The organism is Streptococcus oralis (genome assembly GCF_026782085.1).
GTDB lineage: Bacteria > Bacillota > Bacilli > Lactobacillales > Streptococcaceae > Streptococcus > Streptococcus oralis_DA.
Genome location: NZ_JAKUVW010000004.1, coordinates 1,026,722 through 1,043,400 on the forward strand (window position 1 = coordinate 1,026,722; position 16,679 = coordinate 1,043,400).

13 protein-coding genes are annotated in these 16,679 nt (G+C 42.5%); all 13 read right to left on the reverse strand.

Annotated elements, in window-relative coordinates; genetic code table 11:
• Positions 1 to 5: 5 nt before the first annotated feature.
• The 13 genes from MK395_RS07085 to MK395_RS07145 all read right to left on the reverse strand — a co-directional run bounded on the left by MK395_RS07085 (position 6) and on the right by MK395_RS07145 (position 16,469).
• On the reverse strand, positions 6 to 881 hold the full coding sequence (locus MK395_RS07085; RefSeq protein ID WP_000216045.1) for an ABC transporter ATP-binding protein: 876 nt from the start codon (positions 879 to 881) through the stop codon (positions 6 to 8).
• A complete protein-coding gene (locus tag MK395_RS07090) occupies positions 868 to 1,062 on the reverse strand; it encodes a hypothetical protein (protein ID WP_000709167.1) in 195 nt (64 codons plus the stop codon). Before MK395_RS07090 ends, MK395_RS07085 begins: the two co-directional genes overlap by 14 nt.
• Positions 1,059 to 1,265: a hypothetical protein gene (locus tag MK395_RS07095; protein WP_000390738.1), complete on the reverse strand. Its 207-nt coding sequence runs from the start codon at positions 1,263 to 1,265 to the stop codon at positions 1,059 to 1,061. Before MK395_RS07095 ends, MK395_RS07090 begins: the two co-directional genes overlap by 4 nt.
• A gap of 110 nt (positions 1,266 to 1,375) precedes the next feature.
• Positions 1,376 to 8,008: a YSIRK-type signal peptide-containing protein gene (locus MK395_RS07100; protein ID WP_268711571.1), complete on the reverse strand. Its 6,633-nt coding sequence runs from the start codon at positions 8,006 to 8,008 to the stop codon at positions 1,376 to 1,378.
• A gap of 176 nt (positions 8,009 to 8,184) precedes the next feature.
• A complete protein-coding gene (locus tag MK395_RS07105; protein ID WP_268711572.1) occupies positions 8,185 to 9,852 on the reverse strand; it encodes a DAK2 domain-containing protein in 1,668 nt (555 codons plus the stop codon).
• A gap of 2 nt (positions 9,853 to 9,854) precedes the next feature.
• Positions 9,855 to 10,220 carry an Asp23/Gls24 family envelope stress response protein gene (locus tag MK395_RS07110; protein WP_000216434.1) on the reverse strand — a complete coding sequence of 122 codons (366 nt, stop codon included), beginning with the start codon at positions 10,218 to 10,220 and terminating at the stop codon, positions 9,855 to 9,857.
• A gap of 152 nt (positions 10,221 to 10,372) precedes the next feature.
• On the reverse strand, positions 10,373 to 10,561 hold the full coding sequence (gene rpmB / locus MK395_RS07115) for a 50S ribosomal protein L28 (RefSeq protein WP_001140948.1): 189 nt from the start codon (positions 10,559 to 10,561) through the stop codon (positions 10,373 to 10,375).
• A gap of 102 nt (positions 10,562 to 10,663) precedes the next feature.
• The gene (locus MK395_RS07120) at positions 10,664 to 11,338 is read right to left on the reverse strand and encodes a LiaF transmembrane domain-containing protein (RefSeq protein WP_061416008.1); all 675 of its coding nucleotides are present in this window, start codon (positions 11,336 to 11,338) and stop codon (positions 10,664 to 10,666) included.
• A 5-nt stretch (positions 11,339 to 11,343) separates the two neighbouring features.
• Positions 11,344 to 11,790, reverse strand: a complete 447-nt coding sequence (locus tag MK395_RS07125; RefSeq protein WP_268711573.1) for a LytTR family DNA-binding domain-containing protein — start codon at positions 11,788 to 11,790, stop codon at positions 11,344 to 11,346.
• A gap of 113 nt (positions 11,791 to 11,903) precedes the next feature.
• Positions 11,904 to 12,407, reverse strand: a complete 504-nt coding sequence (locus MK395_RS07130) for a phosphatase PAP2 family protein (RefSeq protein ID WP_268711574.1) — start codon at positions 12,405 to 12,407, stop codon at positions 11,904 to 11,906.
• Between the two features lie 97 nt (positions 12,408 to 12,504).
• Positions 12,505 to 14,265, reverse strand: a complete 1,761-nt coding sequence (locus tag MK395_RS07135) for an ABC transporter ATP-binding protein (protein WP_268711575.1) — start codon at positions 14,263 to 14,265, stop codon at positions 12,505 to 12,507.
• Entirely contained in the window at positions 14,255 to 16,024 is a 1,770-nt protein-coding gene (locus MK395_RS07140; protein WP_268711576.1) for an ABC transporter ATP-binding protein, read from the reverse strand. Before MK395_RS07140 ends, MK395_RS07135 begins: the two co-directional genes overlap by 11 nt.
• A complete protein-coding gene (locus tag MK395_RS07145) occupies positions 16,008 to 16,469 on the reverse strand; it encodes a MarR family winged helix-turn-helix transcriptional regulator (RefSeq protein WP_268711577.1) in 462 nt (153 codons plus the stop codon). The genes MK395_RS07140 and MK395_RS07145 overlap by 17 nt, the downstream gene beginning before the upstream one ends.
• Between the last annotated feature and the right edge of the window lie 210 nt (positions 16,470 to 16,679).

Consider the following 16,679-nt stretch of genomic DNA (forward strand, 5'->3'; position numbering starts at 1 on the left):
CTCCTTTAGTCTTGAGTCGTTTCGAAGATACTGTCTAAGAGAGTTCGATTGCGAACTTCAATTTCTTCGATCATGCAGCCCTGTTCTTGCAAGACTTTCCATACCTGGCTGGCTTCTTTGGTTGTGAAGGAAAGAGCATTTTGCTTGATTTCAAGCCCTTGAATCTGGTCCAAAGTGCTGATAACTTCCTGATAAGTTAGTGGTACCGTAAAATGTTTTTCTTGTTCTTCACCACGCATGGCATAAGGTGTCGTATCCCGGATCAATTCACCCTTGTGGAGGACCAAAATGCGGTCAGCCGTATGTTCTACCTCTTCGATATAGTGAGAAGAGTAGACAATGGTGATACCATTTTTCTTTAACTGATTGACAATTTCCCAAAAATGCTGACGTGTCGAGGTATCCATGGCAGCAGTTGGTTCGTCCAAAAATAGAATTTTCGGACGACCTATTAGTGCCAACACGAAAGAGAACAAACGTTTTTGCCCACCAGACAACTTGCCCGCTAGCTGATTTTTCTGTTTGTCCGAAAATCTCAGCAAGTCATCAATTTCTTGATTCGAGAGACAGTTTGGATAGATTGATTGAAAGAAGGATAAGAGTTCTTTCACTTTCAAGTCTTGAACCACCGTATTTTCTTGAGGTAAGATAGAAATAAGCTGCTTTAATCGAGGATCTGTTGGTGCAAAGCCTTGAATAGCTATCTGACCTGAGCTCACGAACTTGTCGCCCAAGAGGCAATCAATCAAGGTCGTCTTACCTGCTCCGTTAGGTCCGATCAAGGCGACACATTCACCATCGTTGATTTCAAAGGAGATGTTCCGCAAGATCTCCTTGTCTTTTATTTTCTTACTCAATTTCTCAACTTTAATCACAGTCATGAGATTCTCCTTTCAACCACTTCATTCCCATAGGGAAAACGACGAAAATCATAAACCCAAAACCCCAAGCACCACGAATAAATTGGCGAAGCACGGTTTGGTCAAACCAACCAGTAAACATTTCCACTAACCATACCAAGAGTGACAGGCCGATAAAGAAATAGATGATTGCTTTTTTCATTCCTCAAACTCCTTTTTTACATCTCTGACTAATTTCAAACCTTCTCTGACAAGCCAAGACATCATTCCAAAGCCAGCAAAGAGCTCCCAAGGAAAATGATAGAAACCCTCGTCCAATCCTGAAAACATGAGATAGGTCATAACTCCTGCTGCTACTAAACTCACTGCGACAATCATTTTATTTTTCATTTTTTCTTCCTCCATTTCATACTTCAATTATAGTCCTTTGAAGTTAACTGAGCTAGATGCTTCTGTCACTAGGAAATATGACAAATGTCATAAAAAAGAACCGATTTCTCGGTTCTTAAAAATGATTAGTCTGATTCATCGTTTCGTTTCTTTTTACCTAGCAATCCAAGTGTCATGGCACCTGCTAGGGCTGTCAGAATTCCTAGATTTTTCAAACCATCTTCTTGACTTCCTGTATTTGGAAGTTGATTTTTTTCTACAGAGATGTTTTGGGTCAATTGATCTGGTTTCGAATCAGGTACTGAAAGTTCTTTTTTATCAGACGGCTTCACTTGCTCTGGAAGTTCTACTACTGTTGGAGTATAGAATCCTGAAATGATATTTCCATTACGGTCTTTACGGATCACTTTCACACCTTTGGCTTGTCCTACAAAGTCTGCCTCAGGGGTAAAGGTGACGGTGCCATCTGGTGAGATTACATAAGTTCCTTCACCTGGAACGACTTTTTCAGTTGTTCCATCTTCAAAGGTTGGCGGAACTGTCAGATCGACATCACCTGTAAAGTTTGGTTTACCAGTCTGAGTTTGACCTTTAAGACCTTCTGATGTCGCATCACTCACTTGTGTTTGTCCAAGGACAGTTGGTGTGTAGCGAGCAGTAACTACATTTCCATACACATCCAAACGTTTCACAACCAATCCTTTAGCTGTACCAACAAAGTCTGGTTCTGGAGTAAAGGTAATCTTACCATCTTTATCAATTGTATAGCTTCCTTCACCCGGAACAACCATAGTCGTGCTACCATCCTCAAATGTTGGTGGTACAGTCGAATCGATATGTCCTTCAAACACTGGTATTGCCACTTGTGGTTGGCCTTTTGCTCCTGTAGAAGCCGTGTCATGACCAGTAGATGGATCTACAACTGTTGGACGATAGCTTGCAGTAACTGGAGTACCATTCTTATCCTTGCGGACAATCGTTACGCCTGTTCCTTTTCCTACAAAATTAGCTTCTGGAGTGAAGGTGACGATGCCATCTAGTGAGATTGCATAAGTTCCTTCACCTGGAATCACTTTTTCAGTTGTTCCATCTTCAAATGTCGCCGCCACTGTTTCATCGATTGGAACAAGCGGATTACCACCTTCAAATGTTGGAGTACCTGTTTGAACAAGACCCTTAATGTTAACTGAAGAAGTATCTTTACCAGTTGGAGTCACCTTAGTAAACTCTGGACTGTAGGTTGCAGTGACTGGAGTACCGTTCTTATCCACACGTTTGACTGTGACTGGATCTGGGTTTCCAACAAACTGTTTGTCTGGAGTGAAAGTTACAGTTCCGTCTGGTGCAATCGTGTAGGTTCCTTGACCCGGAATAGACTTCTCTTTGCTTCCATCTTCGAAGGTTGGCTCAACTGTTTCATCAATTGGAACCAGTGGATCACCACCTTGGAAGGTTGGAGTACCAGTTTGTGGAAGTCCTTGAGGACCTGTGCTGGTTGCGTTAGTGCTGGTTGGAACTACTTCTTTCACCACCGCTTGGTACTTAACGGTCACTGGGGTGCCATTGGCATCCACACGAGTCAATTCAAGCTCTGGTGTTTCACCCTTGAACTGTTTATCTGGAGTAAAGGTCACCTTACCATCTGCGTCCACCTCGAACTTACCGACATTTGGCACTTCTTTCACAGTTGTACCATTGTCAAATAGTGGAGTTGAATCAGCTGGGAATGGAACTGAGTCATGGCCTGGAGTGAAGGTCACTTTACCTTCTTGGACCTGACCTTGCAGACCTTCTGTCTTATCTCCCGTACCAGTCGGAGTCACCTTTGTAAACTCTGGACTGTAAGTCGCAGTGACTGGGGTGCCATTCTTATCTACACGTTTCACTGTGACTGGATCTGGTCTTCCGACAAACTGCTTGTCTGGAGTGAAAGTTACCGTTCCATCTGGCGCAATCGTGTAAGTTCCTTGACCTGGAATAGACTTCTCTTTGCTGCCATCTTCGAAGGTTGGCTCAACTGTTTCATCAATTGGAACCAGTGGATCGCCACCTTGGAAGGTTGGGGTGCCGGTTTGTGGAACACCCTGAGGACCTGTGCTGGTTGCGTTAGTGCTGGTTGGGGTTACCTTAGTCACTGTTGGGGTATAGGTCGCAGTGACTGGGGTGCCGTTCTTATCTACACGTTTCACTGTGACTGGAGTTGGTGTCCCAACATATTGTTTTTCTGGTGTAAAGGTAATAGAGCCATCTGGATTGATGCTGTATTCACCTACACCTGGAACTATTTTCGTTGATTGACCATCTTCGAATGTCATTGGTTTCGTATCATCTAGTGGAACTGCTGGATCGCCACCTTGGAAGGTTGGGGTGCCGGTTTGTGGAACACCCTGAGGACCTGTGCTGGTTGCGTTAGTGCTGGTTGGAACTACTTCTTTCACCACCGCTTGGTACTTAACGGTCACTGGGGTGCCATTGGCATCCACACGAGTCAATTCAAGCTCTGGTGTTTCACCCTTGAACTGTTTGTCTGGAGTGAAGGTCACCTTACCGTCTGCATCCACTTCGAACTTACCAACATTTGGCACTTCTTTCACAGTTGTACCATTGTCAAATAGTGGAGTCGAATCAGCTGGGAATGGGACTGAGTCATGGCCTGGGGTGAAGCTGACTTTACCTTCTTGGACCTGACCTTGAAGTCCTTCTGTCTTATCACCTGTTCCTGTTGGTGTTACTTTCTCAACAACTGGGGTATAGGTCGTTACAGCCGACTCTCCATTTTTATCCACCACTCCAACTTGAACTGGAGTTGCTGGACCATAGAAGGCTTTCAGCGGAGTAAAAACAATTGTTTTATTTACAAGATCTAAATCGTAAGTCCCCTGGTCAGCAATGGTTAGCGAAGTTACCTTTTGCCCATTTTCATCATAAAGAAAAACACTACTTTGGACTAGTTCGACGGATTTCTTTGCTCCATTAATGGTTGTTGTCCCTTTTGTAAAGTAAACCTCGCTCTCGCTTGCTCTATCCTCATCAAATCGAATCGTTGCTAGCTGCTTCTGCCCTTGAATCCCCTTGGATTTCGCTGAACTTGCTGAAGGGACAACTGGAAGTGGAACATAATACACCAACCTGTCCCAATAGAATTCTTTTTCCAAATATTCATCGCTCGGATTTATCGCACTAATCGAATATTGGTCAAGAGCCTCATCTCCCGACATTGTATTTGCGTCAATATCTTCCCCTGGATAATAGCCAGGAATTTCAGGCGAAGTCACCTGAGACCAAGTTTGATCTGCAGACCAGGCTGAGTAAGTCACACCTGCTGTCGCATCATTTGGATGCCGTTTCGCCAAAACCTGATCGACTCTCTTCGTTCGGGTAAACGAATGGGATTCTACATGTCTGGAAGGAAGAAGCGATAAATCAGGATTTTTTGCTTTTCTGTAATACTCATAATTAATTTCGCGAGTTCCACGAACAGTTTCGGTTAGTTCTATAACCTTATGTCTAAACTGAAACTTGAATTGTTTTGGACTAGCCGAGTCACCAAAGGTATGATCTGTAAAATCGTTACTGATCAGTTCATATCCAGCATCTTCCAATTCCTTAATTCGACGAGCGGGGTCATAAGAAATTGGTCCGTTGGGTTTGCCTACAACTGTGTCTACCTGTCCTAGCTGCACTTCCTTAGACGAATCGTTTACATCCACAAAGGTAAAACTTGCAGATGACAGTTTGGTGGACATTTGGATAGAAACATTATTAGACTCTGTATACTTAGAATTGCCATTTGCCAGAGCCGAAGAAAGATAAGCTCTCGCACCTGGGGCAGTATCTTGCCCGATAACTGCTCCATCGATAGGAAACTGAACCCTACTTCCAGCAGCAACCGGAGCAGTCGAATGCCAACGAACTGCACGAATCTCTGACCAATCCGATACCTGTTCTGCTGTGAGCCATTGTGAAGCATTAATTTCTGCAGCAGTACCCGCAGTACGACTATATTGAACTTCCCAGCCTGAAGGTGGTGTTAGAGCTTTTGTCAAACTCACTGTAAATTCAGAACCACGATTTCTGGATTCCAGCTGTTTATCACCTTTCATCGGCAAGGATGATAAAACATAAACGTCTGAAACAGGCTGTTTCGCTGCGTTTTTATAGGTCACTCTGAAATCAATCTCATCACCAGGATAGTGTTCTTGGGTATTGTAGGCAAAGTGTTGATCTGTCGCCCTTTTCACTTCAGAGTAGACACCGCTCGCTTCTGAAGCCTGTACGATCACATTGAAGTCATGAGAGGTCGAATTTTTCGAAGTAACAGTAATGCCATCTAGTTCTCCTAAGTCAAAACCATTCTGAACTTGAACATCTGGAAGTTCTTCGTCCCAGAAAGCAATTGCTTTATAGGTATAGGTCCCATTTGGAATTGTCTTGTTTTCCAACTTCAAAAGCGTTGGGGGCATAGAGGAGTCTGGGGTTCCCTTCACTTGGGCATAGTAGAGAGTTTTCCCAGTATCTTTGTAATTATAATAGACCTTAAAATTAAGGTTTCCACTAAAGTTTAATTGAGGGTCAGCCAAATAGGCTAAATGGTAAACTCCCGTCAAGTTTGCGAAGTTCTGAGTAGGGGTGTCTTTACCCGCAGTCCTTGTGATAAAATCTTCTTTAAAACCAGAAGCATCTGTGTGTCGATTGAAGACATCTGTCCGACGGCGTCCAACCATTGAAATTTGCTGGATAACACGTGTCAATTCGGCTGAAGCCGTTTGAGAGAAGGAAACAGTGTTTCCAGTATTCTTAAAAGTGAAATCCGTTCTAGAATCCAACTTACTAATCGTCGAGTCTTTATAGAGACTTTCCCAATTATTAAAGCGTGTTTTTGTCTGGAAAAAAAATGCCGAAGTATCATTGGTTGAGGACTTCCTCATCTTGATATTTTTAAACTTGTACTCCAGTTCCTTCACATCTTGCTCTTCCGTCAATCGTAGACTACGGGTGTTACTATTAAAAGTCCCTAACAACTCACCTGTAGCTTTATTGTATACTTCTACGGATGCATCCGGCGAAGAGAAAAATTCATTCCAATAACGATCCTCAATCGCATTGACTTCTCGATAAGACTCTCGTGAATCCTGTATTTTATGGGTGACCGTGTAGTCATTGATAGGATAATCTTTTTCAACATCAGCAACTGATGAAAGTCGAACATAAGAACGGTATTCTGTTTCACCATAAGAACGAATTATCTCCGAGTCAGACTGATTATAGTGTCTATATTCAAAGAGAGAAGACTCTGGCTGATCTGTTTTTTGAACAAAGAGAGTATAGGGAAGAACGGCCGTATTTTGATAACTAGTCCCATCTGCTTTTGTATAGATGCCCGTCACAGCTAGCTTTTGCGCTTTTCTATTGATATCTGCTACTTTGACATTCTTTAACTTGAAAGAAATTGGAATGAGCTTATTTTTATTGTTATTAATATCTTGAAGCGGATTGTTAGCTCTGTTAATGGTCAGATGGTAACCCGTCGCATCGGCAGTCCAACCCAGAGCTTTCGCTTCATCTGTCAACTCATAGCCTTCTTTTAACTCTATATTATAGGTATAGGATGTGACAGGATCAATAATATGGCCACCGACATCACTAATCCCCATACCATTGATCATACGACCATCAAAGACACCATTTCCATAGTTGAAGTAATCATTTCTTGCCGTATTATTCTTAGGATCTTTCGCACCATTAAATAGATAGAAGGACACACGAGACGAATCTTCGTCAACGATACCATCATTGTTTCGATCGTAGCCAATGACCTGATTATTAGACATTGGTGTCAGACCCCCTACACCGTTTTCTAAGACTTTCCATGTGTGTTCAATACTTCCAAGTTCTTTAAGGACATTGTCATTTTTATCATAGAGCTTAGCAGTTGCGGTCACCTTATGGTCTGGCCCAATGGCTTGGACAGCACCTCCCCAGTTTTGCGTCAGAGGATCTATCTGAAAAGTATAGACGAAGTTATAGTTTGCTCCACCTCTCAGATTCGCAGGTTCTATCTTTAAATCAAGATCCCCATTCGTTTTTTCTTGGCTAAACTTTACACCACCGACTGGAGAAGGGGTCAACTTAATAGCCTTCCCATTTTGGAAATGAATTTTAATATACCCACCAGAATAGTCTGCTTCGTGTCCAGTAATACTAAAGGTCAAGGATTCACGGACACTATCTACCGCATGGATATCCTTGATTGGCGAATGAGTTTTAAATTCTGCATTGACTTCATCTAGCGATCTCTTGCGCCTAGAAGAAGTTTTCCCGCTAGAGCCACTTTCTTCCTTGCTTTTCTGCTCAGTTTGAGTTGATTCTAGAGATTGCTTTTTCCCCTCATCTAAAGAAGGCTGACTCGCTTCCTTCGTATTGTCAACTTGAGAAACTGGTTGGCTCTGAGCGACTGGTGCAGATACTTCTGTTTTGGACGGTTCAGCTTTATCCTCCAGCTCCTTAACCGCTTCGTTCTGTGTTACCACTTTTTGAGGCTCAGAAATGACTTCCTGTCCATTCTCAGCAGTTTTTTCCTTCTGTTGAATTTCCGCCTGTGTTTGTTGTTCCTTATTGTTGACTTGAGCTTCATCCGCTTGCACTGGAGAAGTAGCTATGACCATAAAAGTTCCTAGCAATACCGAACAGGTCCCAACACTTAACTTTCTAATTGAAAAGCGGGAAAAAGATTGATTAAAAATTTTTTTCTTCATCATTTCTCCTTTATATTCATACTTAATCTAACATAACAGCTTTATCATTATAACTTATAGTAAATAGAATTTCCATTAGAATGTTCATTTCTACAGAAATTTCTTTATAACTCCAATTGCATAGAAAAAAGAAGCTGAAAAACCAGCTTCCTTCTGTTATTTTTATTCCATTTTCACCATTATTCCACACTGAAAAGATATGGATATACGGGTTGTTGACCTTGGTGAATCTCTACTTCAACATCTTCGAATTCTTCTGCGATTTCTTGGGCAATTTCATTGGCAAGTTCTTCGCTTCCGTCTTCTCCGACATAGAAAGTCACGATTTCACTGTCCTCGTCCAACATATGTTTCAATGTTTCTGTCAAGGTTTGGTGCATGTCAGGATTTGACACGAGGATTTTCCCATCTACCATACCAAGATTGTCATTTTCATGAATTGCTAATCCATCGATAGTTGTATCACGAACAGCAGTTGTTACACTACCGCTGATGACATCACCAAGGGCTGCAGTCATACGTTCTTGGTTTTCTTCGATTGATTTGCTTGGGTCAAAGGCAAGAAGACTGGTCAAACCTTGAGGAATTGTACGCGCTTCTACCACAACTGCAGGTTGTTCAAGCACTTCAGCCGCAGACTGAGCTGCCATAAAGATATTTTTGTTGTTTGGCAAGAAGATAATGTTGCGAGCATTGACCTGTTCAACAGCCTTGATAAAGTCTTCTGTTGAAGGGTTCATCGTCTGACCACCTTCGATGACATAATCCACACCTTGGGCACGGAAGATATCTGCTAAACCTTGACCAGCTACTACTGCGATAAGGGCATACTCTTTTGTTTCAGCAGGCTTGTTTCCTTGAGTTGCTTCTTTTTCAACTTGCGCTTCGTGTTGGTTACGCATGTTGTCCACTTTTACCTTGATCAAGCTACCATATTTGAGACCTTCTTGCATGACAAGACCTGGATCTTCTGTATGGACGTGAACTTTGACGATTTCATCATCATTGACAACAAGGAGCGAGTCCCCGAGTTCATTCAAGTAGTTGCGGAATTCATCGTAGTCAAAGTCCTTAGAATAAGTTGGACCTTGTTTGAGGGCTACCATGATCTCTGTACAGTAACCAAAGGTAATATCCTCAGTTGCCACATGCCCTGCTACAGACTTGTGGTGCTCTGCATTGATCATTTCACTCATGTTGGCAGGAGTCGCTACAAAGTCTTCAGAAGCACTGTATTCACCAGTAAGAGCTGAAAGGAATCCTTCGTAGATGAAGACCAAACCTTGACCACCTGAGTCTACCACACCAACTTCCTTAAGGACTGGAAGCATTTCTGGTGTCTTAGCCAAAGCTGCTTTCGCGCCTTCCAAGGCTGCACGCATGACCTCAACAGCATCATCTGTCTCCTCGGCTTTTTTCTTAGCCCCAATAGCCGCTCCACGAGAAACAGTCAAAATGGTCCCTTCAACTGGTTTCATAACCGCTTTATAAGCTACTTCGACACCGGATTGGAAGGCAAGAGCCAAGTTTTGACCTGTTAATTCATCTTTTTCCTTGATAGCCTGAGAGAAGCCACGGAAGAGCTGAGAAGTGATAACCCCTGAGTTCCCACGCGCACCCATCAAGAGACCTTTAGCAAGAATGCTCGCTACTTCTCCAACTGTAGAAGCAGGCTTGTCTGCTACTTCTTTGGCACCATTTTCAATGGTCATTCCCATGTTTGTCCCAGTATCTCCATCTGGAACTGGAAAGACGTTCAATGAATTGACATATTCTGCTTGCTTATTCAAACGAGTTGATGCAGCCTGCACCATCTCTTGGAATAAACTGGTAGTAATTTTTGACACGATTATTCTCCTACAACTTTGATATTTTGAATGTAGACATTCACAGTCTGAGCAGTAATTCCTAGTTGATTTTCTAAACTAAAACGAACACGCTCTTGAATGTTTTTTGACACTTCGCTTATCTTTACTCCGTAGCTCAATACGGTATAAACATCAACTGCAATGCTACCATCTTCGGCTGCTTTTATAACAACACCCTTAGAATAATTTTCCTTACCAAGAAGGGCTTGAAAATTGTCTTTGAGGGCATTTTTACTAGCCATACCGACCACACCAAAAATCTCAGTTGCGGCACCACCTACTACGGTTGCAATCACTTCATCTGTCAGTTCGATTTGACCATCTTTTGTATTAATTTTTACAGTCATTTTTTTTACCTCAACTAGTTGATACTCTATTTTATCATATTTCAGCCCAAGTGTAAAAGCAGAATGCTGTATCGGCGGATATTTACTCTATTTTTCAAATGGTTTTATCCATAGAGCAAAAGAAAAAGACCAGTTAGGTCTTTTCATTTTTATTAAACGCGTTCAACTTTACCTGATTTCAAAGCACGAGCTGAAGCCCAAACTTTTTTAGGTTTACCATCGATAAGAACAGTAACTTTTTGAAGGTTTGGTTTTACGGCACGTTTAGTTTGGTTCATCGCGTGTGAACGATTGTTTCCTGATACAGTCTTACGACCTGTAAAGTAACATACTTTAGCCATTGTGTTTTCCTCCTATTAGATCTAATATAGCGGATGTGCTAGCACCACATACCGTACTATGTTATCACACTTTCTTGAATTTATCAAGGGCTAAACTATTTTTTATTTAACGTAAACAACTCCAAGTTTACCAAAAGCGACTTCCCCACGGATAACCAAGGTTTTGTTTGTTGGCGCTACAGGAGCATCTGCCTTAGCTGCACCAAAGGAGGTTTCTACTTTCAAATCGACACGCCAGTGTTGTGGAACATAGACAGTTGCATTCCCGAAGGCCACTTCAATATTTAAAGTTGCAAAATCACCTAACATCTCTGCATTATCATAGTAGATTTTAGCATCCCCAAAAGCGACTTCCACTTGGTCATCTACGAGATCTTGATCTTGCTTATAGAAGGTCCCGCTACCAAAAGCGACTTCCTTATCTGTGACGACTGTTTTTTTTCCATCGTACCACCATTTTTTTTCATTCCAGAACTTACTTGAATGCGTCAGATAACCAACACCGAGTACCACCAAGATGCTAGCCCAGATGAGAGAATGATTGGTAACTGGTAACAAGTCATAAGCGTAATTTGCAATGATGAGCGCTAGTAACCCTGTAAAAACTGCCGAAGTGAGATGGCGTCTAAGGATGGACTCAATGGACTTATAAGCAAAAAAAACAATACCTAGTAAAGGCCATATTTTGCCATCCAAAGAAGGAATTCCAAAATTCCCTTGCAGCAAGATCCAAGCTGCTAAAACTAATAAAACAATACCAAATGCTTTCTTCTTCATCTTTTTTACCTCATGTTTCTTAGATTTTCTTTTAGGAGGGATTGGTAATGCCGTGAGACATGAACCTCCTTGTGCGTCTGATAAAAGGAAATGGTGCCTGTTCCTGAAAAGGACTTGTCCACTGAGTAAATCTGACGGATGTTTGCGATCGTTGACTTGGACACTCGACTAAAATAGCGAGGTAAGATGGACTCCAACTCATAGAGTTTGAGACGAACTTCATAGGCTTCCTTCTGGTTATGAGCATAAATCTTGCTCCCTTCTGTTTCAAAGAAGAGAATTTCTGACAGGTCTAGATAATATTCACCTGTCCCCTTGTAAAAAGTCAACCTCGGAGACTTTGACTCTTGCAAGAGCCGCTGCAAATCTGCAATTTCATCTGTCAAAGTGGGTGTCTTGATGACAATTTCAGTTTCTTCTAAATCGCCGTCAATCTCAATTCGTAACTTCATCACATCTCCTTTCTGACTCTACTATATCAAAGCTAAGTTAGGAATACAAGGGCAAAAAAGCAAGTGGTCAATTTGAAGCAGTAAGTGGTTGTAGGACTAGCTTAACTTACATGTCAGAATAGGAAGAAAAGGAATCCCCACACCAGACCACAAGCATAGCCAACCAAGACATCCTTGGGATAATGAACGCCCCCTAAAACCCTCACCAAGCCCAGCAAAGCTGAGAAGAGCAAGCATGCTAAGCCAACAGGTAGACTAGCATGCAGACAGGCCATGGAGATGATGGTTGCCGAAAAAACATGGCGACTGGGCATCGACTGTCCCGAGCTATCTTTTTCAAGCAGGGGACAGATGTCCCAAGTTTCATAAGGTCGCGGGTGATTGATTTTCTTACGAAACAGGGACAAGATCACAAAGCCCGAGGCAGGGATAAACAAATAAATCCCAACTTGCTGACTAAGTCCTAGTTGCAGGTAAGTGGTGACTAGCAAGGCCAGGTAGACCAGGGGCATAGCGACTGTCATCAAGCGATTAAAACTGCGTAACAGAAATAGAAGGGTGGGATGGCTGGTGAGTCTGGAGCTGATATTTTGATACCATTCTTGATAATTTTTCATTTATAATTCTCATTCATTACCTTGTTTTCGTCTACTGGTGAGACGTTTGTCTTCTAGTATAGTGCAGAAAAAGAAGGCCGTCAAGCCTTCTTTTGATTTATTCTTCTGCTTCGTCTTCTGTAAATTGGCTATTGTACAAGTCGGCATAGAAACCACCTTGCGCCATCAGTTCCTCATGGTTGCCTTGTTCGATGATATTGCCATCTTTCATGACCAGGATTAAGTCAGCATTTCGGATGGTTGATAAGCGGTGGGCAATGACAAAGGAAGTTCTGCCTTCCATCAAACGGTCCATGGCTTTTTGGATCAATTCCTCTGTACGTGTGTCGACTGAGGATGTTGCTTCATCCAAAATCAAGAGTGGTGCGTCCTTGAGCAGGGCACGAGCAATGGTCAAGAGCTGTTTTTGTCCAACAGACAGGGTCACTGTATCGTCCAAGATAGTATCGTAGCCGTCTGGTAAGGTCATGATAAAGTGGTGGATTCCTACTGCCTTGCTAGCTTCCATCATCCGCTCATCGCTGATGCCCGTTTGATTGTAGATGAGATTTTCCCGAATGGTTCCTTTAAAGAGCCAAGTATCCTGTAAGACCATTGAAAAGGCATCATGTACTTCTGAGCGCTTCATATCCTTGGTATCGACACCATCGATACGGATACTTCCCTTATCAATCTCATAAAATTTCATCAAAAGATTGACAATAGTTGTCTTACCAGCCCCAGTCGGCCCAACAATGGCAACCTTTTGACCAGCATGAGCTGTCGCTGAGAAATCATGGATGATGGTGCGCTCTGGTGTATAGCCAAATGACACCTGATCAAAGACCACTTCTCCTCTCATTCCAGTCAATTGTCTTTCTTTATGAGATTCATCTTGCATCTCTGCTTCAGCCAAAAATTCTAATACACGAGTCATGGCTGCACTCGCTTGTTGCAGGCTCGTAATCCCTTGGGCAATCTGTGACAGAGGTTGGGAGAAGGTCCGTACGTAAACCATAAAGGCTACAATAATCCCTATCGTGATATGCCCTTCTAACGCCAGCGCGGCCCCAACGATGATGACTAAGACATAACTAAAGTTCCCAACAAAGAACATGGCTGGCATCATTATACCAGAGATAAACTGAGATTTCCAGATACTATCATGCAAGTCTTGGTTTAAATCAGCAAATCTCGCTTTGGAGGTGTCCACTGCGTTATAGCTGGTCACTACATTATGGCCAGAGTACATCTCTTCCACATAACCATTGACGGCTGCTAGATTATTTTGTTGGGCTTTAAAATAACCTTGTGACTTGGCCATGATTACGGAAACCGCCGCAAAACCAACAAGGGTTGATACAACGGTTACCAATGCCAAAATCCAGTTCATCCCAAACATGGTCACCAAGACAGCAATCAACAAGAAACTAGCTGAAAGAACTGTCCCTAGACTTTGGTTGAGAGATTGCGCTGCTGTATCCACATCATTGGTCACGCGCGAAAGGGTATCTCCTTGTGAATGACGGTCAAAATAGCCAAGTGGCAAACGATTGATTTTTTCAGCGATTGCTGTCCGCAAGCGTTTTGAAAAATGCTGAATGCTCGTTGAAAAGATATAGGCCTGTGTATAGTTAAGGATAGCTCCAAATACATACAGAACAACCAAAAATCCAGCAATGTTTGACACAGCTACCAAGTCGATTTCTGTAGCCAAGCCATCTGAAATCAAGTTAGTAATTTCTTTAATCTTAGTTGGACCATAAACGGTAATGATACTTGAAATGACTGCAGCCACAACTGCTATTAGGAGAGGGAGTTGGAGGCCTGCCATATAAGGTTTGCACTGTTTCCAGACCGAAACTTTTTTATTTTCCATGTTCCAATTCCTCCTTCGATAGTTGTGAGTAGGCAATTTCTTGGTAGACTTCGTTGGTAGCTAGAAGTTCCTTGTGGGTGCCTTGTCCCACGACTTTACCTTGATCCAAAACCAAGATCAGGTCGGCATCCATGATGGTAGAAATCCGTTGCGCTACGATGAGTTTGGTCATGGATTGTGTTTTTTGAGCAAGTTCTTGGCGCAAGATCCGGTCTGTCTTGTAGTCCAAGGCTGAGAAAGAGTCATCAAAGATAAGAATCTCTGGCTTACGAGCCAAGGCGCGGGCAATAGCCAAGCGTTGTCTTTGACCTCCTGAGAAGTTGGTCCCACCTTGGGCTACTTCAGAGGCCAGACCTGCTTCCTTATCCTCGATAAAGTTCTTAGATTGAGCCAATTCCAAAGCTTGCCACATGGCAGGTTCACTGAGAGGACTTTCTTGACTCTTACCAAAGTCTAAGTTCCCCTTAACATCTCCAGAAAAGAGCACCGCTTTTTGTGGAATATAGCCGACCTTATTACGCAGCTCTTCCAAGTTGTAATCTTGCACATCGACACCATCTACTAGGATTTGACCAGATGAGGCATCATAAAAACGAGGTATTAGGTTGACCAGAGTAGATTTCCCAGATCCAGTTGATCCAATAAAAGCGACTGTTTGACCTGCTTCGGCTTTAAAAGTAACATGTTCCACAACCGCTTCTGAGTTTTGAGAGTAGCGGAAGGTTACGTCACGGAATTCCACTTGTCCTTGAACTGAAGAATTTGCAGCCTGTGCTTGACTCGGATTCTCAATAGAAGGATGCAAATCCAAAACTTGATTGATACGTCCTGCCGAAACCAAGGTACGAGGAAGAACGATAAAGAGTGCTCCCATGAGAAGGAAGCCCATCACGACCTGCATAGCATAGGACATGAAGACCACCATATCACTAAAGAGTGGCAGACGTTCTGTCAAACTTGCATCGTTGATGATATAGGCACCAATCCAGTAAATGGCTAAACTTAATCCACTGGAAATCGCCATCATAATAGGGTTCATAATCGCCATCAAACGGTTGACAAAAAGGTTGAGACGAGTCACCTCATCATTGGCTTCTTCAAATTTCTTATCTTGGTAATCCTCAGCATTATAAGCACGAACAACCCGAATCCCTGTCAAACTTTCACGGGTGATGCTATTAAGTTTATCTGTCAATTTTTGAATGACAGATTGTTTTGGAAAGGCTAGAGTAATGAGAACAGTGGTCATCAAGACATTGACAATGACGGCCACCACTACTGCCCAGAGCCAGTATTCCGACTTCCCAAGGATTTTTCCAATGGCCCAGATGGCCATGATAGGCCCACGAGTCACTACCTGTAAGCCCATAGTAAAGAGCATCTGAACCTGCGTAATATCATTGGTCGTTCGAGTCAAAAGACTGGGGATTGAAAAACGTTTGATTTCCGTTTGCGAAAAATCTAGAACACGATTAAAAACATCTCTTCGCAAGTGAGTCGTGTAAGACGCTGCAACACGAGAAGCAAAAAATCCAACTGTTACAGAAGACAGAAAGGCTAGGAGAGATAATCCCATCATCTTGGCAGCAGGAGACCATAGTTGTCCTAACTCCGTACCCGGTGTTCCAATCAATTCTGTTATTTCTGAAATATAGGTCGGCACTTCTAACTCGAGATAGACCGAGAAACAAGTGAAAAGAACAGTGAGTAGGATCATCCCCCACTCTTTTCCTGTAATACGTTTAGCAAGTTTCTTCATTCTCTCCTCCTATTCTTTCTACATTAGCCTGTAGTTGTCCGAGAACTTCTTCAAAAACGGCTAGCTTTTCCTTTGAAATTCCTTCCAGTAGGCTCCTGGCAATCCGATCAAAAAGTGCCTTAACTTCTTGCATCTGAGATCGTGATTTATCGGTCAAACAAACAAGTTTCGCTCGTTTATCACTTGGACTGGCCTCTAACTCGACCAAACCATTTTGTACCATACGCTTGACCAAGTTGCTAGCAACTGACTTGGTGATATTGAGTTCTGTCTCAATATCCTTGATAAGCGTTAATTCTTGATTATGCTCACGACGATCTAAAAACTGCAGGACCTGCCCTTGCGGTCCCCCCATAAATTCAATGCCGCAACGTTTGGCTTCTTTCTGCAACATCAGATGGATCTGATACCCAAAACGTTTAAAAATCAACAACGATTTGTCCATGATTGCTCCCTTCTCATGATTTTATATAGTTCTCTGGAGAACTAATTTAGTTTCCGTGAGAACTATTTTACCACTTACAGAGAATATGTCAAGAAAAAAGTTTCCTTGGGAACTATCTTGCTCTGAATTGACATTAGCAGCTATTTTCTCTATAATAAACACTAACTACTATGGATTGATATTCATTCACACAAGGAAAGGAGAGAGCTT